The sequence below is a fragment of the Streptomyces sp. NPDC015220 genome (assembly GCF_043079345.1).
In the GTDB taxonomy this organism is placed as follows: Bacteria; Actinomycetota; Actinomycetes; order Streptomycetales; family Streptomycetaceae; genus Streptomyces.
Genome location: NZ_JBIBUK010000023.1, coordinates 19738 through 43182, shown reverse-complemented (window position 1 = coordinate 43182; position 23445 = coordinate 19738). Strand labels below are relative to the sequence as shown.

Here is a 23445-nt window from a genome sequence, read left to right as displayed (position 1 = left end):
GGCGGACGCCTCGCTGGATCGACCCCGCGCCGAGGCGGGCCGGCCGGTGCCGCGACCGTGAGGGCGCACCGGGAAGCCCGCGGCGTCCGGTGCGGTGCGGGGCCTCGCGGGGCGGAGTGTCGCCCGCGCCCCGGGTGTGCTCGGGTGGTGCGGCCACGCGGCGTGGAGGTGTCCCCTGCCGAGGGACGGGGGAGCGCCGTCGCGGGCCGGTGAACCCCTTCCGGTCGCGGCACCGGAGCGGCGCGGTGGCCCGACGACTCGTGGACGGCCGACAGGGCGCACCCGTTTCCGGCCACCCGTGCGGCCACGCGGCCGGCCCCCGTCCGGCCACCCGTCCGACCACCCGCGCGGGCGGCCGCGAGCGGCGGTCACCGGTCGGCCGGCGTACGGGCGGGGCGGTGGGCCGGAGCGACCGGCGCGCACGGCCGCGAGGGCGTGCTCGCTCGGCGGCCCGCGCGTCGCTGCCGGGCCCGGTCACCCGTCGACCGCCCCCGCCATCAGCCGTACGCCCTCGCGGATCCGCGAGGGCGCGAGATGCGCGTACCCCAGGACCAGCCGCACGCCGTCGCGCCCCTCGCCCGCGTCGTCGCCCGCACGGACCGCCCCGGCGCCCGGGCCGCCGGTTGCCGAGTCCGCGACGCGCGCCGCACCCGGGACGTCCTCCCCCCGGGCCGTGTCACCACCGGCGCCCGCGTGCGTGTACGCCGTCAGCGTGCGCACCGCGACGCCCGCCGCGCCCACGCGGGCGAGGAACCGCTCCTCGGGGCCGTACCGTCCGGGCAGATCGGCGATCAGGTGCAGACCCGCGGCGATCCCGGACAGCCGCGCGCCGGGGAAGTGGTCCGCCAGGGCGGCGACGAGCGCGTCCCGGCGCTCCCGGTAGACCCGCTGACAGCGGCGGAGCTGCCGGTCGTAGTCGCCCCGCTCGACGAAACGGGCGAACAGCGCCTGGTCGACGGTCGGATGCCCGAGGTCGGCGGTCCGCTTGTACCCGACGACCTCGTCGGCCAGCGAGTCGGGTACGAGCAGCCAGCCCAGCCGCAGTCCCGGGGCCAGCGACTTGCTGACCGACCCCGCGTAGACGACGTGCTCCGGATCCAGGCCCTGCAACGCGCCGACCGGAGCACGGTCGTAGCGGAAGTCGCCGTCGTAGTCGTCCTCGAAGACGACGCCGTCCACCGACCGCGCCCAGTCGAGCAGTTCGGTGCGGCGCCGCGCGGAGCAGGCGATGCCGGTCGGGAACTGGTGCGCGGGCGTCGTCACCAGGGCGCGCACGCCCGACCGGCGCAGCGGGGCGAGCGCCGGCCCGTCCTCGTCCAGCGGCAGCGCGACGGTGCGGACGCCGGCCGCGGCGTACAGGGCGCTGTGCTGCGGGCTGCCCGGGTCCTCGACACCGACGGCGCGCATCCCGCGCGCGTACAGCACGGAGCCGAGCAGTGCGGCGGCCTGCGCCACCCCGGAGACGACCACCAGCCGCTCCGGGTCCGCGACGACGCCGCGGCGGCGGGTGAGCAGTTCGGCCAGGGCGGTGCGCAGCCGGGGCAGCCCGCGCGGGTCGGGATAGCCGAGGTCGTGGTGCGGGAGGTCGGCCAGCACCGAGCGGTGCGCGGCCGTCCAGGCCGCCCGAGGGAACAGCGACAGGTCCGGCGTGCCGGGCACGAAGTCCGCGCGGGCGCCGGGCGAGCGGGGAGCGAGGTCCCGCGTGCGCGTGCGCGCCGCCCGCACCGCGCCGCCCACCCAGGTCCCGGCTCCGCGTCCGCTGCGCAGATAGCCCTCCGCCGTCAGCTGCTCGTACGCCTCCGTGATCAGCCCGCGCGACACGCCGAGATCGGCGGCGAGGTCCCGGCTGGAGGGCAGCCGGGTCCCCGGGGCGAGCCGGCCGGAACGGACGGCCTCGCGCAACGCGGCCTGCAGGGAGCGGCCACGCGCTCGTGCCGGGGCCGCCGCGGCCGGCACCAGCAGTTCCCAGGCGGCCGAACCGAAGAGCCCACCCGGATTGGTCCCCGATGACGTCATGGAAGTGGACCTTAAACCGGTCCGCCGCGCTCCCTAGCGTCGCTGCCATGAACGCCACCACCTCGCGCGGCGCCCTGCTCGCCGCGTTCGCCTGCGTCCTCGTCGGAGGATCCTTCACCGCCAACAGCGTCCTCGGCCACTACCCTTACGCGGGGGGCCAGTTCCTGCGCTACGGACTGGCCTGCCTGCTGCTCCTGCCCCTGGCCGGGCGGGACGCCGCCGAGCGGCTGCGACGGCTGCCGCCGCGTCGGTGGGGCCGGCTGGCACTGCTGGCGGCGGTGGGCATGGTCGGCTTCAACCTGTCCGTCCTCGCGGCCGAGCGCACCGCCGAGCCGGCGGTGCCGGGCGTCTTCGTCGGCTGCGCCCCGGTGGCCGTGGCGGTCCTCGTCCCGTTCCTGGAGCGACGCCGTCCGCAGCGGGCCGTGCTCCAGGGAGCCCTGCTCGTCGCGGCCGGCGCGCTGACCGTGCAGGGCTGGGGGCGGACCGACGGCGCCGGAATCGCCTTCTCCGTGTGCGCGCTGGCCGGTGAGGTCGGCTTCGCCGTCCTCGCGGTGCCCGTGCTGCGCCCGCTCGGACCGCGGTTGCTGGCCGCGGTGGTGTGCGGCGTCGCGGCCGTGGAGTCGGCCCTGGCGGGCGCCGTCGTGGACGGCACGGCCTGGCTCCGGCGCCCGGACGCGGGGGAGGCCGCCGCGCTGCTGTGGCAGGCCGCGATCGTCACGGTCGTCGGCTTCGTCTGCTGGTACATGGGCATGGAGCGGATCGGCGCCGAGCGCGCCACCCTCTTCTCCGGGCTCATCCCCGTCGCCGCCGCCTGTACCGCGCCGCTGGTCGGCACCGGCTCGTACGGGGCCGCGCAGGCCGCGGGCAGCGCCCTGGTGGGCGCCGGGGTCGCCGTGGGCTCGGGGGCGCTGCGGAGGTCAGGACGCCGCCGGTCAGCGGCTGCCGTCGAGGAGCACGCGCGCGACCAGCGCCGGGTCGTCGTTCATCGGGACGTGTCCGCAGCCGGGCAGCCGCACCAGCCGGGCCCGCGGAATGATCTGCTTGGCGCGCACCCCCTGCCGGCGAACGAGCAGGCGGTCCTTGGCGCCCCAGGCCACGGTGACCGGGATGCCGGGCACGTCTTCCGTGAATCGCACGCCGACGCCCGCGCGGAGGGTCTCCCCGAACCCGGTGGCCCCCGCCAGGGCCAGCGTCTCGGCGACCACGGCCTGCGGTGAACGCCGCGCGGGCCGCGCGTAGATGGTGCTCGTCAGAACGGTCCGGCCGGCCGCCGTACGGGAGAGCCGCTCGACCAGCGGCACTGGCGTGCGCAGCGCGACCCCGCGCATCGTCCGCAGCACGCCGAACGCGTAACGCCGCTCGGCCTGCGTCCAGAACCCGGCCGGCGACAGGGCCGTGACGGACCGTGCGAGCCCTTCCCGGCCCAGCTCCAGGGCCAGCAGGCCGCCCAGGGAGTTGCCCGCCGCGTGGGGCCGGTCGACTCCCAGGGTCTCGCACAGGGCGCCCAGCGCGGTGTTCATCGTCGGCAGGTCGTGCCGCAGCCCGTCGGGCAGCGCGGGGGAGGCTCCGAAGCCGGGCAGGTCCACGGCGATCACGTCGCGCTCGGCCGCGAGGAGGTGGATCACCGGGTCCCAGGCCTGCCGGTGGTGACCGATGCCGTGCAGCAGGAGCAGGGGCTCTCCGGTGCCCACGCGCGCGTAGGAGAGGGTCACGGTCCGCGGGCCGTGCGGAGAGGGGACCTTGAAGGAGACTGTGGCGGACATGGATGCTCCTCGTCGGGGGATCGCCGGCGGACGCCAACTGGCGGTAGACAGCTTGTCAGCAATCACTACCCGCGGGTAGCCCCCTGATCGCACCCGTGAGCCGCGGCCCTGATCCGGCGCACACGGGCCGGATCCGGCGCGCACGGTCCCGATCCGGCGCGCACGGGCCGGTGGCCGCTGGACACGGCCTGGGGCGTCGGCTGGGACGGGGTGGTGACCACCGACACGGACACCGGTCTCTTCGAAGCGCACCGCCCCGTCCTCATGGGTGCCGCCCACCGCACGCTCGGGTGGCCGGCGGACGCCGAGGACGTGGTGCAGGAGGCCTGGCTGCGCTGGTCCGGCGCCGACCGGAGCGAGGTGCGCGAGCCGCGCGCCCATCTGGTGCGGATCACCACCCGTCCGGCCGTCGACCGGCTCCGCCAGACCAAGGCGCGCGGCGAGTCGTACGTCGGTCCGTGGCTGCCGGAGCCCCTGGTCACCGACTTCGCGGCCACCACCCAGGACGGTCCCGAGCGGGCCCTGCTCGCCGACTCGGTGTCGCCCGCCGTGCTGGTCCTCCTCGAGTCGCCGTCTCCCCTCGAACGCGCGGTGTTCGTCCTCAGGGAGCCTTCGGCTACCCCTACGGGGAGATCGCCGCCATGCTCGGCCGGGGCGAACCGGCCGTGCGCCGGCCGGCCGGACGGGCCCGCGGACACGTCGGGGAACGCCGGCCGCGCTGCGGGGCCGACCCGGCCCGGCGACGCGACCTCACCGAGCGGTTCCCGGCCGCCGCCGCGGGCGGCGACCTGGCCGGGCTGATGGCGCTGCTCGCGCCCGAGGTGCGGCTGGTCGGCGACAGCGGCGGCGAGGCCAGGGCGTCGCTGCGGGTCCTGGGACCGCCGGCAAGGTGAGCCGCTTCCTCGGCGGCGCGGCCCGGAAGGGCGTGCTGGACATGTCCTTCCGGATCCTGGAAGTCAATGGCGGTCCCGCCGCGCTCACCCTCTCGGGGGACAAGCCCGAGAGTCTTTTCCGGATCGACGTCGCGGACGGCCGTATCCAGACGGTCTACATCCTTCGCGATCCGGACAAGCCGACTCGGCCGGCCGACGCCTGAGCTCCCGCTGCCGCCGACGTCCGAAACCGCAGACCGGGCCCCCGTCCGTGCGACGGGGGCTTCTCCGTCACGTCATAAACGCGACTCTGTGCGAACGCCTCGTGAACGCTGTGCGGCACCACGGCGGTGTACGGCACAAGCGGCCGAGGATTGGTCTTGACCAAGGGTGGGGGCGGCTTTATGGTCGCAGATAAGTACAACAACCTTTAATAAACAAGGGCGCTAAAACGCCGCCGGACCACGGCGATTGCGGAGGACAGGGTGGGGACCACGCAACTGGAAACGGTGCCGGAGCCGAAGTACTGGCATCTCAAGACCGTGCTCAGTGAGGCACTGGACTCCGAGTTCGCGGTCGGCGAGATCCTGCCCAACGAGCGGGAACTGGCCGCCCGCTTCGGCGTGGCCCGTGCCACGCTCCGCCAGGCCCTGGAACAGCTGGAACTGGAGGGCAGGCTGCACCGCCGCCGCGGTGTCGGCACGACCGTCGCGCCGCCGCGCGTGGGAGTGGCCGTAGGCACCGAGCAGCACGCCTGGCCGGGCGCGGCCGGCGACGCCTGGCAGCCCGTGGACTGCGTGCAGGCCGTCCCGCCGGCCGCCGTCGCCGCCGTCCTGGAGACCGGCCCCGAGGAAGCCGTGCACACGGTGCGCCGGTCCCGGGTGAGCCACGGCCAGCCGGTCGCGGCCGAACTGCTCCACATCCCGGCGTCGTCGGTCCCCGACCTGACCGCGATCGACACGCCCTCCGGACCGGCGCGCGCTCGTGCCGTGCTGCGTGAGCTGCAGCACCTGGAACTGGAGGGCCAGGAACGCGCCGTGGAACTCGGCTCGGCCCGCGCGGACGACGCCAAGGAGCTGGACCGGCTGCCCGGCGCCCCCGTTCTCGTCGTCACGACCCGCTTCGTCGCCGGGGGCCGCACCGCCGCGCTCTCCGTGGCCACCTACCGCGCCGACACCTGCCGTCTGACCTTCGGGGACTCCGGCGGGGTGGAGATCCACCACGGTCCCGAGCGGCGCGCCTCGTGACCGCCGCCGGCGACCGGCGCGCCTGAACGAGGCATCCGGCCGCCGGGCGAAGTCCACGGCCGCCGGAGGAAGCCCCTGGCTGCCCGGGGCCGCCCACGGCCGCCGCGCGCCTGCGTGACACCCGGAGCCGTCCGGCACGCGACGGGCACGGGCGTCCGGCCGCGCGCGCCGGCCCCGGCCCGGCGCGCGGGCGCCTCAGCGCCGGGCCGGCACCGTGCCCTCCACCGCGAAGAGCTGCTCCTCCACGTGGTCGAGCGCCAGCCGCAGGGCGCCCGTCGCCACCGCCGCCTCGCCCAGCATCGACAGGGTCACCTGCGGGGGCCGCAGACAGTAGCGGGCCAGCTCGCGGCGCAGCGGCTCCAGCACGCCGTCCAGGCCGGCCGCCCAGCCGCCGACGACCACCAGCTCCGGGTCCAGGGCCAGCGCCAGCACCGCCACGTCGTGGACGAGCCGTCGGATGAACCGGTCCATCGCCGCCAGGGCCTGCCGGTCGCCCTGGCGGGCCAGTGCGAAGACCGCCGCCACCGCCTGCTCGTCCAGCGGATGCAGCGGCTGGTCCGTGGTCGACAGCAGCGTCTCGGGGGTCTCCCCCCGGCCCAGCAGGTGAAGCGCCCCGATCTCGCCGGCCGCCCCGCCGAACCCGCGGTGCAGCCGGCCGCCGATCAGCGCACCGGCGCCCGGGCTCAGCCCGGCCAGCACGAACACCACGTCGTCGGAGTCCTTGGCCGAGCCCTTCCAGTGCTCGGCGACCGCCGCGGCGTTGGCGTCGTTCTCGACCAGGACCGGGCACTTGAACGAACGGCTCAGCCGTTCGCCCAGGTTCAGCCCCGTCCAGCCGGGCAGGGCGGTGCCCAGCCGTACGATGCCGCCGGCCTCGACGATCCCCGGCGTGCCGACCCCGACGGCACGCAGTGAGCTGCGCGGGACCCCGGCCCGGCGCAGCAGCTCGGCGACGGCGCTGCGCAGCCGCTCCAGGCGCTCGTCCGCGTCGGCCGTCTCGTCCACGTCCTTGGCCTGGGCGCCGACCACCCGGCCGTCCAGGTCGGACAGCAGCGCGGCGACCCGGTGAGCGCCGATCTCCAGGCCGAGCAGATGCCCGGCCTCGGCACGGAACCGGAACCTACGCGCGGGCCGTCCCTGTCGTCGGGCGGCGCCCTCCTCGGCGGCCTTCTCGACGACCAGGCCCGCCCCGATGAGATCCTCGACCACGCCCTCGACCGTCGGCCGGGACAGCCCGGTCACCCGGGTGATCTCCGTGAGCGTGGCGCAGTCCGTGGCACGCAGCGCGTGCAGCACCACCGCGGAATTGATCCTGCGCAGCAGCGAGGGATCCCCGCCGGTCAGCCGCCCCAACGTTCGTCCTCCCAGCTCGTGCGCGTGTTGGGCGGATCGTACTCGGCGCGGGCCGGGGCAGCGACCGCCGGGAGGGCAAGGGCGCCACGCCGGGCCGTCGCATCCGGCGCCGCGACCCGTGGGGCAGGCCGCGGAGCGGGCCCCGTCGACGGCCCGTCGGCGGCCGGGCCAACGGCCGTCAGCGGGTTGACGCACCGCCAATTGTCAGTGGCGGCCGCTTTACTGGAACGCATGGACATCGCCAAGGCGCTCGCCGCGATCGACCGGCTGTGCTCCGGGACGTTCCCCGCCGAGCCCACCCGGACGGACACCGGCCCGGCCGGCCCCGGTTACCGGACAGCCGAACTGGCGACGAGCGAGGACTTCCGGGAGGACGACGGCGCCCGGCGGGAGGAGACGGCGGAGCAGTACGAGTGCGACCGGGACGGACTGGGGGAGCGGCTCACCGAACGCTGGGGCCCGCCCCAGGTGTTCAGCCTGTACAGCGTGTTGGCGCGGACCACGGAGGGGGAGGCCGTGGCGGAGCCGTGGGGCCGGCTCAGCGGGCATGTGCCGGACGTCCAGCTGTGGCGGGCGCGGGAGACCGGCCGGTGGGTAGCCCTGGGCGTCTCCCAGTGGGACGAGGAGTGGCCCTTCCAGCTCCTCGCGATCGTCACCGACGTGGACCCGCCGTGACCGGTCGCGCCGTGACAGCTCGGGCGTGATCCGGCCCGCCCGGCCCCGACACGCCGGAGCTCACCGCGGACGGCGACGCCGGGCACGCCCTCGGGCCGTCCGGCACCGGCACGCACCGGAGGGCGCCGGGGCGTCCGCTCACGCCGACCGGCCGCCGTCACCCGGCCGCGGCGCGACCGGCGGGCGCGATGTGCGCGTCCCCCGCCGCCGCCGCCCGCAGCCGGGCGAACTCCTCCGCCATCGTCTCGGCCGTCCAGTGCGCGTTCAGCCCGCTCGGGTTGGGCAGCACCCACACCCGCGTGTCGCCGATCAACCGTTCCTGCGGCCCCACTTGGGCCTTGCGGTCGCCGAAAGCCGCCCGGTACGCGGTGACACCGACCACGGCCAGCCACCGGGGGCGCAGCCGTGCCACCTTCAGCGCCAGCAGCCGGCCGCCCTCGCGGTACTCCTCGGCGGTCAGTTCGTCGGCCCGGGCGGTGGGCCGGGCCACGACGTTGGTGATGCCCAGCCCGTACGACAGCAGCTCGCCCTGCTCCGAGGGCTTCATCAGCCTCGGCGTGAACCCCGACCGGTGCAGCACCGGCCAGAAACGGTTGCCGGGCCGGGCGAAGTGGTGGCCCGTCGCCGCCGTCATCAGGCCGGGGTTGATGCCGCAGAACAGCACGTGGAGGCCGTCCGCGACCAGGTCCGGTACCGGACGGTCGCGGGCGGCCTCGAGCTCCGCGGGGGTGAAGCGGGTCAGAGGATCGCCCCCGGCGCGTAGGCCGCGGCCTGCGGGTGCTGCTTGACGATCTCGTCGATCCGGCCGACCACCACGCCGACCTGGTCGGCCGCCGCACCGGTGAAGGAGAGCTTGTCGGCCATGAGCGCGTCCAGCCGCGCCCGGTCGAGCGGGAGGCGCTCGTCGGCGGCGAGCTTGTCGAGCAGGTCGTTGCGCTCCGCGCCCTGCTCGCGCATCGCGAGCGCGGTGGCGACGGCGTTCTCCTTGATCGCCTCGTGCGCCACCTCACGGCCGACGCCGGCCCGCACCGCGCCCATCAGCACCTTGGTCGTCGCGAGGAACGGCAGGTAGCGGTCCAGCTCCCGGGCGACGACCGCGGGGAACGCGCCGAACTCGTCGAGCACCGTCAGGAACGTCTCCAGCAGGCCGTCCAGCGCGAAGAACGCGTCCGGCAGCGCGACCCGGCGCACCACCGAGCAGGACACGTCGCCCTCGTTCCACTGGTCGCCCGCCAGCTCGCCGGTCATCGAGGCGTAGCCGCGCAGGATCACCATGAGGCCGTTGACGCGCTCGCAGGAGCGGGTGTTCATCTTGTGCGGCATCGCCGAGGAACCCACCTGGCCGGGCTTGAAGCCCTCGGTGACCAGCTCGTGGCCGGCCATCAGCCGGATCGTCTTCGCCAGCGAGGAGGGCGCCGCGGCGAGCTGCACCAGCGCCGTGACGACCTCGTAGTCCAGCGAGCGCGGGTAGACCTGGCCGACCGAGGTGAAGGCCTGCGAGAAGCCGAGGTGGCGGGCGACGCGCCCTTCCAGCTCCGCCAGCTTGGCCGCGTCGCCGCCGAGCAGGTCCAGCATGTCCTGAGCGGTGCCGACCGGGCCCTTGACGCCGCGCAGCGGGTAGCGGGCCAGCAGCTCCTCGACCCGCCCGTGGGCCACCAGCAGCTCGTCGGCGGCGGTGGCGAACCGCTTGCCCAGCGTCGTGGCCTGCGCCGCCACGTTGTGCGAGCGGCCGGCCATGACCAGCTCGCCGTACTCCGCCGCCAGCTTCCCCAGCCGTGCCAGCACGGCAACCGTACGGTCCCGCACGAGCTCCAGCGAGAGCCGGATCTGCAACTGCTCGACGTTCTCCGTCAGGTCCCGGGAGGTCATGCCCTTGTGGACCTGCTCGTGCCCGGCGAGGTCGTTGAACTCCTCGATCCGTGCCTTCACGTCGTGCCGCGTGACCTTCTCGCGCTCGGCGATCGAGGCCAGGTCGACCTGGTCCAGGACACGCTCGTAGTCCGCGATCGCCTCGTCCGGCACCTCGATGCCGAGGTCCTTCTGGGCGCGCAGCACGGCGAGCCAGAGCTGCCGCTCCAGCCTCACCTTCTGCTCGGGCGACCAGAGCGTGGCGAGCTCGGCGGAGGCGTAGCGTCCGGCGAGGACGTTCGGGATGCGGGGCTTGGCGGGCGCAGAAGTCACGTGACGGAATTCTACTGGCGATTCGTGCAGACCAGCGCCGCGGGGGTGCTCGTCGGAAGCTACGAGAACGAACCCGCCGGGAGCCGGGCGGGTCCCGGCGACCGCGGCAGCCGGTTCCTCCGTCCGGACCCGGACCGGGCCGGACCCGCGAGCCGGCCCGGACCGGACGACGGGAGCTAGGAGAGCTTCACGTCGGCGGGCGGTCGCGCCGGGTCGTCGTAGGGGAGCAGCTCGGGCCGCTTGGGAGGCCGGCCGTCGCCGGAGGAGCGGCCGGTCAGGCGCCGGCCTATCCAGGGCAGCAGGTGCTGCCGGGCGAAGCGGGCGTCCGCGACCCGGCGGCTGGCCCAGCCCGGTGGCACGGTCGCGGCCATCGGTGTGCGCCACTCGGCGTCCTCGGGTTCGTACCCGAGCGACTGCCACACGGCCTCCGCCACCCGGCGGTGGCCCTCGGCCGTCAGGTGCAGCCGGTCCACGTCCCATATGCGTGGGTCGGCCAGCGACGGCGCGCCGTACAGGTCGACGACCAGTGCCCCGTGCTTGTCGGCGAGCTCGTCCACGCAGGTGAACAGCTCCTCCATACGCGGCCGGAAGCGCTCCAGGACGGGGCCCTGCCGACCCGGGCTGCGCATCAGCACGAGCTGCCGGCACGAGGGCGCCAGGCGTTCCACCGCCTCCGTCAGCAGACCCCGCACCCTGCCCATGTCGCACTTGGGCCGCAGGGTGTCGTTGAGCCCGCCCACCAGCGTCACCACGTCGGCCCGCATGGCCGCGGCCACCTCGACCTGCTCGTCGACGATCTGCCCGATGAGCTTGCCGCGCACGGCGAGGTTGGCGTACCGGAAACCGGGCGTACGGGCGGCCATCCGGGCCGCCAGGAGGTCGGCCCAGCCGCGGTAGGAGCCGTCGGGCAGCAGGTCCGACATGCCCTCGGTGAACGAGTCGCCGACCGCGACCAGACTGGTGTGTGTGGGATTCGTCTGCATGGCGTGAGCGATGGTAACCCGACGCGTCCAACGCATACCAAGCGGTCGGTCCGGCTGTGCGGGTCGCCGCTCCGCCCGGACCCGCGGCCGGAGCGGCGCACGGACCCGCGGCCGGAGCGGCGCACGGACCTGTGGCCGGAGCGGCGCACGGACCTGTGGCCGGACCCGCGGCCGCTCCCGGCCCTGCGGCCGGGACCGCTCCCGGACCCGTTCCTGCACCTGCGGCCCGCTCCCGACCCTGCGGCCGGGCCCGCTCCCGGACCCGCTGTCAGACCCGTTGACCGAACAGCTCCCGCAGCACGTCCTCCATGGTCACCAGGCCGGCCAGCCGTCCGTCCGCGCCCAGCACGGCCGCAAGATGGGTGCGGCTGCCGCGCATCGCCGTGAGCACGTCGTCCAGCGGAGTGCCCTCCCGCACCCGGGCGATCGGGCGCATGTCCCGCAGTCGGAACGGCTCGGTGCTCGGCGAGGCGTCCAGGGCGTCCTTCACATGCAGGTAGCCGATGATCCGGCGGCCCTCGTCCACCACGGGGAAGCGGGAGAAGCCGGACTCGGCCGACAACCGTTCGAGCTGCTGCGGGGTGACCCCGAGACGGGCGTAGACGACGCGTTCCAGCGGGAGCACCACGTCCCGCACAGGCCGGCTGCCCAGCTCCAGGGCGTCGTGCAGCCGCTCCTGCGCCCGGTCGTCGATCAGACCGGCCTCACTGGCGTCCTTGACGATCTCCGCCAGCTCGGTGTCCGTGAAGGTCGCCGACACCTCGTCCTTCGCCTCCACCCGCAACAGCTTGAGCAGCGTGTTCGCGAACGTGTTCACCGTGAAGATCACCGGACGCAGGGCCCGGGACAGGGCGACCAGCGGCGGCCCCAGCAGCAGCGCGCTGCGCACCGGCTCGGCGAGCGCGATGTTCTTCGGCACCATCTCGCCCAGCAGCATGTGCAGATACGTCGCCAGGCCCAGGGCGATCACGAACGACACCGCGTGGCCCGCGGCGGCCGGCACGCCGATCGCGTGGAACGCCGGCTCCAGCAGGTGCGCGATCGCGGGCTCCGCCACCACGCCGAGGACCAGCGTGCACAGGGTGATGCCGAGCTGGGCGGCCGCCAGCAGCGCGGAGACGTGCTGCAGGCCCCACAGCACGCTCCTGGCACGCCGGTCGCCCTCCTCGGCGTACGGCTCCACCTGGCTGCGGCGCACCGAGATCAGCGCGAACTCGGCGCCCACGAAGAAGGCGTTGACGACCAGGGTCGCCAGTCCGATCAGGATCTGTACGGCGGTCACCGGCCGGCCCTCTTCCCCTCGTCCGGGTGCTTGCCCTGTCTGCCGGAGCCTTCGCCCCGGTGCCTGTCGTGTCCGGGGCGTTCCTCGTCCGGCTCGTCGTCGAGCGGGGCGTGCAGCAGCACCCGCGCGGCCCGGCGCCCGCCCGCGTCCACCACGTCCAGCCGCCACCCGGCGACCTGCAGGACGTCACCGGTCTGGGGTATCCGGCCGAGTTCGGCGGCGACCAGTCCGGCGAGCGTCTCGTAGGGGCCGTCGGGCACCCTCAGCCCGACGCGCGCCAGCTGGTCCACGCGCGCGGAGCCGTCGGCCGAGTACAGGCCGCGGCCCTGCGCGTCGGCCCCGGCCGGGGCCAGGTCGGGCGTCTCGTGCGGGTCGTGCTCGTCGCGCACGTCGCCGACGACCTCCTCGACGATGTCCTCCAGCGTCGCCACTCCCGCCGTGCCGCCGTACTCGTCGATGACGACCGCCATCGTGCGCCGGCCGGACAGCCGGTCCAGCAGCCGGTCGACGGTCAGGGACTCGGGCACGAGCATCGGCTCGCGCATGATCTCGGAGACGCGCAGGTTCAGCCGCCGCTCGGCGGGTACCGCCAGCACGTCCTTGACGTGGGCCGTTCCCACCACCGAGTCGAGGTTGCCGCGGTACACGGGGAAGCGGGACAGCCCGGTCGCCCGGGTCGCGTTCGCCACGTCCTCGCAGGTCGCCTGGGCGTCCAGGGCGACGACCTGGACACGCGGCGTCATCACGTTCTCCGCGGTCAGGTCGGCGAGGTTGAGGGTGCGCACGAACAGCTCGGCGGTGTCCGCCTCCAGGGCGCCCTCCTTGGCGGAGTGCCGGGCCAGCGCGGCCAGCTCCTGGGGGCCGCGCGCGGAGGCGAGCTCCTCGGCGGGCTCCACCCCCAGCCGGCGCACCACGCGGTTCGCCGTGTTGTTGAGGTGCGTGATGAACGGGCGGAAGGCCGAGCTGAACCAGCGCTGCGGGGTGGCCACCCGCTTGGCGATCGCGAGCGGCGAGGAGATCGCCCAGTTCTTGGGGACCAGCTCGCCGACGACCATCAGGAACACCGTGGACAGTGCGGTGCCCAGCACCAGCGCCACCGATGTCGCCGCGGACCGGGACAGGCCGAGCGCCTGGATCGGACCGGCGATGAGCTTGGCGATGGACGGCTCGGCGAGCATGCCGACCACCAGGTTGGTGACCGTGATGCCGAGCTGGGCGCCGGAGAGCTGGAACGTCAGGTTCCGTACGGCCTTGAGCGCGCCGGCGGCGCCGCGCTCGCCGCGTTCCGCCGCGCGCTCCAGGGCGCCGCGCTCGACGGTGGTCAGCGAGAACTCCGCCGCGACGAACGCGCCGCAGGCCAGCGACAGCAGCACCGCCACGAGCAGGAGGAGGACTTCGGTCATCGGGTCACCCCCCTCCCATGGTCGGACAGGACAAGGGGGATCGCGCGGCGGTCATCGCCGGGAGGCTCGCCCATGGACGGACGCTCACAACCTTTCATGGAGGATCGAGTGCTCCTCCAAGGGTAAAGGATGGGCAAAAAGCCGTGGTGGGTCAGTCCGACCGGTCCGCCAGCGGCTTCACCCAGCGGCGCCAGTGCTCCTCGGGGGCGTACCCGGCCGCACGCCAGGCGTGGTGCGCGCGCTCGTTGCGGGTCAGCACCATCGCGTCCCCGCGCCGCCCGCCCAGCCGTGCGAACCGCTCCTCGGCGGCGGCCAGCAGCGCCGAGCCGATGCCCCGGCGCCGGCGGTCCGGGCGCACCGCCAGCCGGTACAGGTGGCAGCGCCAGCCGTCGAAGCCCGCGATGACCGTGCCGACCAGCTCGCCGGCCCGCTCCGCGAGCAGCAGCGCCCCGGGGTCGCGGGCCACCAGCCGCCGCACGCCGTCCCGGTCGTCGGTGATGCTCGTGCCCTCCGCGGCCGTCCGCCAGAAGGCCAGCACGGCGTCGATGTCGTCGGCGGTCGCGGGGCGTATGCGCGGCTCTGTCATGCGGTGATCACACCACTCCCGGCCGGCCGCGGAACGCGATTTCCAGGATCCGGACACACCGGCACGTCGACGGCACCGGTCCCGCCGCGGGGGCTTCCGCCTCCGTGTTCGTGCCTGACTGCCGCGGTTCCTCACTCGTGCGCGATGGCCGCCAGCACGTTCATGCGCGACGCCCGCAGCGCCGGCAGCAGGGCCGCCACGACCCCCACGAACGCCGACCCGACCACGACGGCGGCGATGGTGCCCCACGGGATCGCCAGCGCGGTCATGCCCTGCAGGGCCAGCACCCGCTGGGCGCACACCCCCCACACCACCCCCACTACCAGTCCCAGGACCGCCCCGAAGACCGAGATCACCACCGACTCCAGCCGGATCATCCGCCGCAGTTGCCGCCGGGCCAGCCCGATGGCCCGCAGCAGCCCGATCTCGCGCGTCCGCTCCACCACCGACAGGGCGAGTGTGTTCACCACGCCGAGCACCGCGATGACGATGGCCAGCCCGAGCAGCGCGTAGACGAGGTAGAGCAGCACCGCGATCTGGTCGTGCACCAGTTTCTTGTAGTCGGCCTGGTCCCGGACCTGCACATTGGGATAGGGGACGAGCGTCCGCTCCAGCCGGGCGCGCAACAGGCCGGTGCCGGTGCCGGGAGCGGCGTCGACGTACAGGGCGGCGTCCTGCGTGCCGGGCTCGTACCGGTCGACCGTGCCGATGCCGAAGTACAGACCGCCCTGCAGACCGAACCCCTGGGCCTGCTGCTGGTGGGTCAGGGCGCCCACCGTCAGTCCGGCCCGGCCCCCTCCCTGGAACTCGGTGGGCAGCACGCTGCCCAGCCGTACGCCGTGCTTCCGGGCGAAGCCCACGTCCATGGCCAGGTGCCCGTCGGCCAGTGCCGCCGCCGAGTTCCCGGCCGCGTACTTGATGTGCGCGACGGCGTCCAGTGGCCGGTCGAAGCCCGAGGCGGCCGTCTCGACCCGCCTGCCGTCCGGCAGCCGCACCGCGACCTCCACCAGCCGCTGCCGTACGACGACGCCCGCGCCCGGGGTGGCGCGGACCTTCTCGGTGATCTCCGGCGGGAACGGTATGAAGCTACGGTTCTGCACGATGTAGTCGGCGCCGAGCGTCCTGTCGATCTGATGGTCGATGGACCGGGTCATGGAGGCGCCGGCCACCGACATCCCGCCGACCAGTGCCAGACCCACCATCAGCGCCGCCGCCGTCGCACCGGTGCGGCGCGGGTTGCGCAGGGCGTTGCGCTGGCTCATCCGCCCGACGGAGCCGAAGAGCGCCGGGAACGCCCCGCCCAGCACCCGGATCAGCGGGCGCGCCAGCAGCGGCCCGGCGACCACGGTCGCGATCAGGGTGAGGACGACGCCGAGCCCGAGCAGCGAGACGGCGGTCGCGGTCGTGCTCGCCGTCCCGCAGCCGGTGAGCGCGCCCGCGCCGGCCGTCCCGAGGACCGCCCCCACCGCCGCGCGCACCCGGAGCGGCCGTCCGGCGTCGGCGACCTCGGCGTCCGCGAGCGCCGCCATGGGGGACACGGCCGCGGCGCGGCGGGCCGGAAGGTAGGCCGCCACGAACGTCACGGCGACACCGACGACGTACGCCGCGACGGGTGTGGCCCGGCCGATGACCATCTCGTCCACCCGCAGGCGCATGCCGAACGCGCCCATGAGCCTCATGAGACCGGCGGCGAGCCCGATCCCGGCCGCCAGGCCCAGTGTGGAGCCGGCCAGCCCGAGCAGTACCGCCTCGGTCAGCACCGACCGCCGCACCTGCCGCCGGTCGGCGCCCAGGGCGCGGAGCAGGCCCAGTTCGCGGGTGCGCTGGGCGATCAGCATCGAGAAGGTGTTGACGATCAGGAAGACGCCGACGAGCACCGCGATCCCGGCGAAGCCGAGCATCACGTACTTGATGACGCCCAGGAACCCGCCCAGGCTCTCGGCGGCCGACCTGGCCTGCTCGGCGGCGGTCTTCACGTCGTACGTCCCGGTGCCGACCGCCGCGCCGACGCGCCGCCTCAGCTCCGTGTCGGTGACGCCCCGGGCCGCGTCCACCGCGATGCCGGTCGCGCGGGCGGTGGAGCCGAGCAGCCTGGTCTGTGCCGTCGGGGTGTCGAGGCAGAGGAGGGCCGCGCCCGGGTTGGTGGTGGTGAAGGTGGTGATGCCGACGATCCGCACCCGGAACGTGCCCGGCCGTGCCCGCACCGTCAGCGTGTCGCCGATCCGCAGGTGCTGGTGCCCGGCCGTGTCGGCGTCCAGCAGCGCCTGCCCGTCCCCGTGCGGGGCGTGACCGGAGGTCAGCCTGACCGGGCTGCGGCCGGTGTCCTCCCAGTTGCGGACGGTGGTGGACGCGCCGGTGGTCGGGCCGACGGGTTGGTTCCGGTCGTCGACGACCACCACGTTGTCCACGACCGCGTCCACGCGGGCGGCCGCGACCCCGGGCACCCGGGCCACGCGCCGGGCGAGCGAGGCGGGCACGGTCTGCACCGCGCCGCTCGGCACCGGTGGCGTGAGGTCCTGCTTCGGCCCCACCGTCACATCGGCGGCGGTCGAGGCGAAGAGGCGGTCGTAGGTGCGGCCGACGGTGTCGGAGAAGATCAGGCTGCCCGCGACGAAGGCCACCGACAGCACGACGGCCAGGGCCGACATGAGCAGCCGCCCCTTGTGGGCGAGGAAACTGCGCAGTGTCGCCTTGAGCACGTCCCTCAGGCCTCCTCGACGGCGGCGTCGTTGCCGTCGCGCAGCGGGCTCCCGTCCCCGGCGAACCGGCCGCCGACCGGACCGGGACCGGGCGACGGGGCGCCGTCCCGGGCGAACAGGCGCACGCGCTCCAGCACCGCCTGGGCCGTCGGATGCGCCATCTCGTCCACGATCCGCCCGTCCGCCAGGTAGAGCACGAGGTCGGAGTGGGCCGCGGCGCCCGGGTCGTGGGTCACCATGACGACCGTCTGCCCGAGGTTGTCGACGGCGTCCCGCAGGAAGCCGAGCACCTCCAGGCCGGCCCGTGAGTCCAGATTGCCGGTCGGCTCGTCGGCGAAGATGAGTTCGGGCCGCGAGACGAGCGCCCGCGCGCAGGCCACGCGCTGCTGCTGGCCGCCGGAGAGCTGGGCCGGCCGGTGCCCCAGCCGGTTCCTCAGTCCCAGGGTGTCGATGACCCGGTTCAGCCACCGCTCGTCGGGGGCGCGGCCCGCGATGTCCATCGGCAGGGTGATGTTCTCCAGCGCGTTCAGCGTGGGGATGAGGTTGAACGACTGGAACATGAAGCCGATCCGGTCCCGGCGCAGCCGGGTCAGCTCGCGGTCCCTCAGTCCCGTGATCTCGGTGCCGCCGATCCACACCTGCCCGGCCGAGACCGTGTCGAGCCCCGCCAGGCAGTGCATGAGGGTGGACTTGCCGGAGCCGGAAGGGCCCATGACCGCGGTGAACCGGCCGCGCGCGATGTCCACGTCCACCGAGTCCAGCGCCAGCACGGCGGTCTCGCCCGACCCGTACGCCTTGGTCAGCCCGCGGGCCCGGGCCGCGGTCCCGGCGGACGGCGCCCGGCCCGGCGTCGCGGCAGGTGTGGACACGGCGGCCTCCTCGATGGTCGGTCGACGCTGCACATGAGGGGATACGACTGCTTTGTCCCCCGCTGAGCCTAATGTGAGCGGGCGCACCCCTGGTATCCCCCGATGAGCCGAGCCGGATCCGCGCCCCGGGACCCGCCCGGTGGCCCCGGCGTCGCGGGCGAGGCCGGACGAGCGAAGGGCGCTGGGCGAGCGGGACACCGGGCGAGCGGGGGACGCCGTGATCAGCGCCCGGCCGGCCCGTCCGGGACCGGCCGCCAGGCGGTGCCGAGCGAGCAGAACGAGGTGGGCAGAACGGGACCGCTCGCGGGCATCAGCACCTGCCGGTAGGGGCCGAGCGAGAACCCGGCCGCGCGCAGGGCGGAGATCGGATCGCGGGCCAGATGGCAGCCGCCGCTCAACAGCGGCCACACCGTGCGGTCCAGGGCGCGCTGGGTGAGGGCCATCGCCCGGCCGCCGCCCCTGCCGTGCTCGAAGAACCGCACCTCGCCACCCGGTCGCAGCACCCGCAGCACCTCGGCAAGGGCCCGAGGCAGATCGCGCACGCTGCACAGGACCAGCGAGAGCACCACCGCGTCGAACGCCTCGCTCTTGACCGGCAGCGCCTCCGCGCAGCCCGGCACCACGTCGACCGGGACCTCCGCGCGCAGGGCCGCCGACACGGCCTCGCGCCGCAGCAGGCGCTCCGGCTCGATCGCGACGACCTCCGCGACCGTACCCGGGTAGTGCGCGAAGTTGAGCCCGTTGCCCGCGCCGATCTCGATCACCCGGCCGGACAGCCCGGCGAGCAGCCGCTCCCGCACCCCGGCCATGCCCATCCCGGTCTCCGCCGCCACGCTGAGCCGGGTGTAGCAGCGGGCGAACCACGGGTGGTGGACGGGATCCCGTGCCACCTTGCCGGGACCGGCTGACCGCAGCGGCATGGCTACCTCCCGGACAGGACAGGCCTACGGAGAGCCTCCCCCGCGCCGGCCTGCCACACACCCCACTAGGCGAACGGGGGCGGGGCCTCCCGCACCGTGAACGCCGCCGCGTCCCAGGTGCCGTGCAGCCGCGGCGCCAGCCAGTCCCGGGCGGCCGCCCGGAAGTCGGCGGGTGCCAGGGCGCCGGCGCCGTCGGGCAGCGCGCCCAGCAGGGGAGCGCCGGCCACCTGCGGCAGGTCGGCGACGTTGCAGCGGGTGGCGAGATCGGGCTCGGCGGGCCAGCTGCCGATCACCACGCCGAGCGGATCCAGTCCGCGCGAGCGCAGTTCACGGGCGGTCAGCTCGGTGATGTTCAGGTTGCCGAGGCCGGGCGAGGCGACGACCAGGACCGGGGCCCGCAGCAGCTGGGCCGCGTCCGCCAGCGTTCCGCCCGCCTCGTCGAACCGCACCAGCAGCCCGCCCGCACCCTCGACCAGCACAAGGTCGTGCTCGGTGGCCAGCTTGGCGGCGGCCTCGGCCACCTCCTGCGGACGCACCGGCGGCAGACCGGCCCGCAGCGCCGCCGTTCCGGGCGCCAACGGCTCGGGGTAGCGGGCGACTTCGGCCCAGGTCACCGGACCGGCCAGCCGTACGACCTCGGCGCCGTCCCCACGCTCGTGCGGACCCACACCCGTCTGGGCGGCCTTCAGCACGGCCACCGACCGGCCGGCCGCGGCGGCCGCCGCGGCGACGGCCGCCGTCGTGACCGTCTTGCCGACCTCCGTGCCCGTGCCCGTGATCACCAGTACCGGCATCTCATCCCTCCCGTGCCGCCGCGCACACCGCGCGCGCGATCCGTGCCACGTCCACGTCGTCCACGACGTACGGCGGCATCGTGTACACAAGGTCCCGGAACGGCCGCAGCCACACGCCCTCGCGCACCGCGGCCCGGGTCGCCGCGGCGATGTCCACCGGACGGTCGAGCTGGACGACCCCGATGGCGCCCAGGACCCTGACGTCCCGCACGCCTTCGAGCTCGGCCGCCGGCGCCAGGCCGTGCCGCAGGCCCGCCTCGATCCGTTCGACCTCCGTCCGCCAGTCCTGGCCGAGCAGCAGTTCGATCGAGGCGCAGGCGACGGCCGTCGCCAGCGGGTTGCCCATGAACGTCGGGCCGTGCGCCAGCACCGGCACCTCGCCCCGGGAGATCCCGTCGGCCACCCGCGGGGTGCACAGCGTCGCCGCCAGCGTCAGGTAGCCGCCGGTCAGTGCCTTGCCCACGCACATCACGTCGGGTGCGACCGCCGCGTGCTCGGCCGCGAACAGCGCGCCGGTGCGGCCGAACCCGGTCGCGATCTCGTCGAACACCAGCAGCACGTCGTGCGCGTCGCACGCCTCGCGCAGCACCCGCAGATACGCGGGGGAGTGGAACCGCATCCCGCCCGCGCCCTGCACCACCGGCTCGACGATCACGGCGGCCACTTCGTCCGCGTGCCGTTCGATCATGTCGTGCAGATGGGCGGCGTACGCCTCCTCGTACCCGGCCGGCGGAGCGTCCGCGAAGACCTGGCGCGGCAGCACGCCGGTCCACAGCTCGTGCATCCCGCCCTCGGGGTCGCACACGGCCATCGGCTGCCAGGTGTCGCCGTGGTAGCCGCCCCGCCAGGTCAGCAGCCGCCGCTTCTCCGGGCGGCCGAGCGAACGCCAGTACTGCAGGCACATCTTGACGGCGACCTCGACCGACACCGAGCCGGAGTCGGCGAGGAAGACGTGTTCGAGGCCGTCGGGCGACATGTCGACGAGCAGCTTGGCGAGACGGACGGCGGGCTCGTGGGTGAGCCCGCCGAACATCACGTGGCTCATCCGCTCCAGCTGATCGCGGACCGCCTCGTTGAGCACCGGATGGTTGTAGCCGTGGATCGCGGCCCACCACGAGGACATGCCGTCGACCAGTTCGCCGGAGCCGTCCGCGAGCCGCAGCCGGACCCCGCTCGCGGACTCGACCACGAGCGGTTCCCCGCGGCCCGGCATCGGACCGTACGGGTGCCACACGTGCCGCCGGTCGAGGTCCAGGAGCGCGGACACGCCCGTACCGGAAGGGCCGGACAGATCAGGCATTGGGCGCGAGGTCCGTTCCCGCGCCCCGGCGGCGCACGGTCACCAGATCGGTGCGGGGCTCGCTGCCCCCGGGCCCGGCGGCCCCGGCGCCGGAACCGCACACCCCCGCGTCCCCGTGCGACCCGCAGGCGGTCTCGGCGTGCGATCCGCAGCCAGTGTCCCGGTGCGACCCGCAGCCGCCTGCGGCAGCCGCCCGGTGCTCCGGCAGGGTGACCTGGTCGGCGCCCTCCACCTCGAACCCGGCGTCCGCGATCATGTCCAGGTCGGCCCTGCCGGCCTGGCCCTCGCTCGTCAGGTAGTCGCCGAGGAAGATGGAGTTGGCCAGGTGCAGGGCGAGCGGCTGCATGGAGCGCAGGTGCACCTCGCGGCCGCCCGCGATGCGGACCTCCACGTCCGGGCAGACGAACCGCACCATGGCGAGGATCCGCAGGCAGCGCTGCGGGGTCAGGTTCCACTCCTTGGCGAGCGGGGTGCCCTCGAACGGGATCAGGAAGTTCACCGGAACGGAGTCCGGGTCCAGCTCGCGCAGCGAGTAGACGACGTCCACCAGGTCCTCGTCGCTCTCGCCCATTCCGGCGATCAGCCCGGAACAGGCGGACAGCCCGGCCGAGTGCGCCTTGTTCACCGTGTCCACCCGGTCGGCGTAGGTGTGGGTGGTGGTGATGTCGCCGTAGGTCGACTCGGAGGTGTTGAGGTTGTGGTTGTAGGCGTCGGCCCCGGCCGCGCGCAGCCGCTCCGCCTGGCCGTCGGAGAGCAGTCCGAGACAGGCGCACACCTCGACGCCCTCGTTCTGGTCCTTGATGGCCTTGATGGTCTCCGACACCCGGTCGACGTCACGGTCCGTCGGACCGCGCCCGCTGGCCACCAGGCAGACCCGCTTGGCGCCGCCGGCCAGCCCGGCCGCCGCCGCCGCGGAGGCCTCGTCGGGCTTGAGCCAGGTGTACTTGAGGATGTCGGCCTTCGAACCGAGCCGCTGGGAGCAGTACGAGCAGTCCTCGGGGCAGAGCCCGGACTTGAGGTTGACGAGGTAGTTGAGTTTCACCCGCCGGCCGAACCAGTGGCGGCGCACCTTCCCCGCCGCCGCCACCACGTCGAGCAGGTCGTCGTCGGAGCCGGCCAGCACGGCCAGGGCTTCCTCGCGGGTCGGCGGTTCGCGCCGAAGCCCCTTGTCCACGAGCGTGTTCAGGAGGTCCATGGAAGTCGATCCTGGCCTACCGGGCCGCCCGCGGCCAAGGAGGGTTCGCACAACAGAGACGCTTCCACGTGTGGGTATCACCACACCATGGGCGGCTGGTCGGGCCGCTAGGGTCTGTGCACTGCCTACAAAAGCCTCCGGAGGACCCATGGCGTTCGGCTGGATCGACGACCAGGCGGACGCGCGCCGCCGCGCCGGGCTGACACGGACCCTGCGCCCCCGCTCCGCCGACTCCCCGCTCCTCGACCTGGCGAGCAACGACTACCTGGGGCTGGCCCGCCACCCCGAGGTGACCGAGGGGGCCGCGGCCGCGGCGCGCGCCTGGGGCGGCGGCGCCACGGGCTCCCGGCTGGTCACCGGCACCACCGAACTGCACACCGGGCTGGAGCGCGAACTGGCCGACTTCTGCGGCTTCGAGGCGGCGCTGGTGTTCTCGTCCGGATACGCGGCCAACCTCGCCGCGGTCACCACGCTCGCCCCGCACGGTTCGCTGATCGTCTCGGACGCGGGCAACCACGCCTCGCTCATCGACGGCTGCCGGCTGGCCCGCGCCACCACACAGGTGGTGGCGCACAGCGACCCGGAGGCCGCGCGCAAGGCGCTCGGCGCGCACGAGGGGCCGGCCGTCCTCGTCTCCGACACGGTGTTCTCGGTCGACGGCGACGCGGCGCCGCTGGCGGAGTTCGCGGCGGTGTGCCGGGAGCGGGGCGCGGGGTTGGTCGTGGACGACGCCCACGGCCTCGGTGTGCTGGGCGCCGGCGGTCGCGGCGCCGCCCGGGCGGCGGGGCTGGCCGGCGCCGGGGACGTGGTCGTGACGGTGACGCTGTCCAAGTCGCTGGGCAGCCAGGGCGGAGCCGTGCTCGGGCCCGCCCTGGTGATCGACCATCTGGTCAACGTGGCACGGACGTTCATCTTCGACACGGGCCTGGCCCCCGCGGCGGCGGGGGCGGCCCTGGCCGCCCTGGGACTGCTGCGCCGGGAACCGGAGCGGGCGGCGCGGGCCCGCGCGGTGGCGGCCGGACTGCACGCCCGGCTGACCGCCGCGGGGCTGGAGGCCGTGCGCCCGGACGCCGCGGTGGTCTCCGTGCGCGCGCCGTCCCCGGAGGGCGCCGTGCGATGGGCGGCGGACTGCCGTGCGGCGGGCCTGGCCGTGGGCTGCTTCCGTCCTCCTTCCGTGCCCGACGGCATCTCACGGCTCAGGCTGACCGCCCGCGCGGACCTCTCCGAGGCGCAGATCGACCACGCCGTACGGGTCATCGGCGAAACGCGACCATGAGTCGGCGTGACACGGCCGTGCGTCGCCAGGG

Annotated in this window: 18 protein-coding genes and 2 pseudogenes; 5 read left to right on the top strand and 15 right to left on the bottom strand. The window is 74.8% G+C overall.

The features are described 5' to 3' along the window. Positions 1 to 474 precede the first annotated feature (474 nt). Positions 475 to 2016 carry a PLP-dependent aminotransferase family protein gene (locus ACF061_RS31795; RefSeq protein ID WP_392270457.1) on the bottom strand — a complete coding sequence of 514 codons (1542 nt, stop codon included), beginning with the start codon at positions 2014 to 2016 and terminating at the stop codon, positions 475 to 477. Between ACF061_RS31795 and ACF061_RS31790 the strand changes: the two are divergent. Continuing rightward, a pseudogene (locus tag ACF061_RS31790) lies at positions 2007 to 2852 on the top strand (EamA family transporter); the annotation flags it as partial. The gene ACF061_RS31795 and the pseudogene ACF061_RS31790 sit on opposite strands and share 10 nt — an antisense overlap. A 96-nt stretch (positions 2853 to 2948) precedes the next feature. Here the strand turns inward: ACF061_RS31790 and ACF061_RS31785 are convergent. Further along, positions 2949 to 3779: an alpha/beta fold hydrolase gene (locus tag ACF061_RS31785; RefSeq protein ID WP_392270456.1), complete on the bottom strand. Its 831-nt coding sequence runs from the start codon at positions 3777 to 3779 to the stop codon at positions 2949 to 2951. A gap of 213 nt (positions 3780 to 3992) precedes the next feature. On the opposite strand from ACF061_RS31785, the pseudogene ACF061_RS31780 reads away from it, so the two are divergent. Further along, positions 3993 to 4875: pseudogene (locus ACF061_RS31780) on the top strand (sigma factor). Positions 4876 to 5136: 261 nt separating this feature from the next. Continuing rightward, on the top strand, positions 5137 to 5898 hold the full coding sequence (locus ACF061_RS31775) for a GntR family transcriptional regulator (protein ID WP_392270455.1): 762 nt from the start codon (positions 5137 to 5139) through the stop codon (positions 5896 to 5898). A 195-nt stretch (positions 5899 to 6093) separates the two neighbouring features. Here ACF061_RS31775 and ACF061_RS31770 read toward each other — a convergent pair whose 3' ends face one another. After that, positions 6094 to 7251, bottom strand: coding sequence for an ROK family transcriptional regulator (locus ACF061_RS31770; RefSeq protein WP_392270454.1), 1158 nt, complete (start codon positions 7249 to 7251; stop codon positions 6094 to 6096). Between the two features lie 231 nt (positions 7252 to 7482). On the opposite strand from ACF061_RS31770, the gene ACF061_RS31765 reads away from it, so the two are divergent. Beyond that, positions 7483 to 7926, top strand: coding sequence for a hypothetical protein (locus tag ACF061_RS31765; protein WP_392270453.1), 444 nt, complete (start codon positions 7483 to 7485; stop codon positions 7924 to 7926). Positions 7927 to 8083: 157 nt separating this feature from the next. Here ACF061_RS31765 and mug read toward each other — a convergent pair whose 3' ends face one another. From mug to bioB, 12 genes are all read right to left on the bottom strand, one after another. Continuing rightward, the gene (mug, locus tag ACF061_RS31760; protein WP_392270525.1) at positions 8084 to 8668 is read right to left on the bottom strand and encodes a G/U mismatch-specific DNA glycosylase; all 585 of its coding nucleotides are present in this window, start codon (positions 8666 to 8668) and stop codon (positions 8084 to 8086) included. Next, positions 8665 to 10107, bottom strand: a complete 1443-nt coding sequence (gene purB / locus ACF061_RS31755) for an adenylosuccinate lyase (RefSeq protein ID WP_392270452.1) — start codon at positions 10105 to 10107, stop codon at positions 8665 to 8667. The genes mug and purB overlap by 4 nt, the downstream gene beginning before the upstream one ends. Before the next feature lie 176 nt (positions 10108 to 10283). After that, on the bottom strand, positions 10284 to 11090 hold the full coding sequence (locus tag ACF061_RS31750; RefSeq protein WP_392270451.1) for an SGNH/GDSL hydrolase family protein: 807 nt from the start codon (positions 11088 to 11090) through the stop codon (positions 10284 to 10286). 268 nt (positions 11091 to 11358) lie between these two features. After that, on the bottom strand, positions 11359 to 12372 hold the full coding sequence (locus ACF061_RS31745; RefSeq protein ID WP_392270450.1) for a hemolysin family protein: 1014 nt from the start codon (positions 12370 to 12372) through the stop codon (positions 11359 to 11361). After that, positions 12369 to 13775, bottom strand: a complete 1407-nt coding sequence (locus tag ACF061_RS31740; protein ID WP_392270449.1) for a hemolysin family protein — start codon at positions 13773 to 13775, stop codon at positions 12369 to 12371. Before ACF061_RS31740 ends, ACF061_RS31745 begins: the two co-directional genes overlap by 4 nt. A gap of 151 nt (positions 13776 to 13926) precedes the next feature. Then, on the bottom strand, positions 13927 to 14361 hold the full coding sequence (locus tag ACF061_RS31735; protein ID WP_392270448.1) for a GNAT family N-acetyltransferase: 435 nt from the start codon (positions 14359 to 14361) through the stop codon (positions 13927 to 13929). A 131-nt stretch (positions 14362 to 14492) separates the two neighbouring features. Next, complete coding sequence (locus ACF061_RS31730; RefSeq protein WP_392270447.1) at positions 14493 to 17060, bottom strand: ABC transporter permease; 2568 nt, start codon at positions 17058 to 17060, stop codon at positions 14493 to 14495. Between the two features lie 5 nt (positions 17061 to 17065). Then, a complete protein-coding gene (locus tag ACF061_RS31725; protein WP_392270446.1) occupies positions 17066 to 17929 on the bottom strand; it encodes an ABC transporter ATP-binding protein in 864 nt (287 codons plus the stop codon). A gap of 221 nt (positions 17930 to 18150) precedes the next feature. Continuing rightward, positions 18151 to 18849: a class I SAM-dependent methyltransferase gene (locus ACF061_RS31720; RefSeq protein WP_392270445.1), complete on the bottom strand. Its 699-nt coding sequence runs from the start codon at positions 18847 to 18849 to the stop codon at positions 18151 to 18153. Between the two features lie 65 nt (positions 18850 to 18914). Then, entirely contained in the window at positions 18915 to 19643 is a 729-nt protein-coding gene (bioD, locus tag ACF061_RS31715; protein WP_392270444.1) for a dethiobiotin synthase, read from the bottom strand. 1 nt (position 19644) lies between these two features. Next, a complete protein-coding gene (locus ACF061_RS31710) occupies positions 19645 to 20943 on the bottom strand; it encodes an adenosylmethionine--8-amino-7-oxononanoate transaminase (RefSeq protein ID WP_392270443.1) in 1299 nt (432 codons plus the stop codon). Beyond that, on the bottom strand, positions 20936 to 22138 hold the full coding sequence (gene bioB, locus ACF061_RS31705; RefSeq protein ID WP_392270442.1) for a biotin synthase BioB: 1203 nt from the start codon (positions 22136 to 22138) through the stop codon (positions 20936 to 20938). The genes ACF061_RS31710 and bioB overlap by 8 nt, the downstream gene beginning before the upstream one ends. Positions 22139 to 22286: 148 nt before the next feature. On the opposite strand from bioB, the gene ACF061_RS31700 reads away from it, so the two are divergent. Beyond that, a complete protein-coding gene (locus ACF061_RS31700; RefSeq protein WP_392270441.1) occupies positions 22287 to 23414 on the top strand; it encodes an 8-amino-7-oxononanoate synthase in 1128 nt (375 codons plus the stop codon). Positions 23415 to 23445 lie beyond the last annotated feature (31 nt).

What these genes read in the sequence shown, in the direction of transcription:
- bioB (WP_392270442.1), bottom strand. Translation starts at nt 22,138, where the DNA reads ATGGACCTCCTGAACACGCTCGTGGACAAGGGGCTTCGGCGCGAACCG.
- bioD (WP_392270444.1), bottom strand. Translation starts at nt 19,643, where the DNA reads ATGCCGGTACTGGTGATCACGGGCACGGGCACGGAGGTCGGCAAGACG.
- ACF061_RS31785 (WP_392270456.1), bottom strand. Translation starts at nt 3,779, where the DNA reads ATGTCCGCCACAGTCTCCTTCAAGGTCCCCTCTCCGCACGGCCCGCGG.
- ACF061_RS31710 (WP_392270443.1), bottom strand. Translation starts at nt 20,943, where the DNA reads ATGCCTGATCTGTCCGGCCCTTCCGGTACGGGCGTGTCCGCGCTCCTG.
- ACF061_RS31750 (WP_392270451.1), bottom strand. Translation starts at nt 11,090, where the DNA reads ATGCAGACGAATCCCACACACACCAGTCTGGTCGCGGTCGGCGACTCG.
- ACF061_RS31765 (WP_392270453.1), top strand. Translation starts at nt 7,483, where the DNA reads ATGGACATCGCCAAGGCGCTCGCCGCGATCGACCGGCTGTGCTCCGGG.
- ACF061_RS31735 (WP_392270448.1), bottom strand. Translation starts at nt 14,361, where the DNA reads ATGACAGAGCCGCGCATACGCCCCGCGACCGCCGACGACATCGACGCC.
- ACF061_RS31700 (WP_392270441.1), top strand. Translation starts at nt 22,287, where the DNA reads ATGGCGTTCGGCTGGATCGACGACCAGGCGGACGCGCGCCGCCGCGCC.
- ACF061_RS31795 (WP_392270457.1), bottom strand. Translation starts at nt 2,016, where the DNA reads ATGACGTCATCGGGGACCAATCCGGGTGGGCTCTTCGGTTCGGCCGCC.
- ACF061_RS31740 (WP_392270449.1), bottom strand. Translation starts at nt 13,775, where the DNA reads ATGACCGAAGTCCTCCTCCTGCTCGTGGCGGTGCTGCTGTCGCTGGCC.
- ACF061_RS31720 (WP_392270445.1), bottom strand. Translation starts at nt 18,849, where the DNA reads ATGCCGCTGCGGTCAGCCGGTCCCGGCAAGGTGGCACGGGATCCCGTC.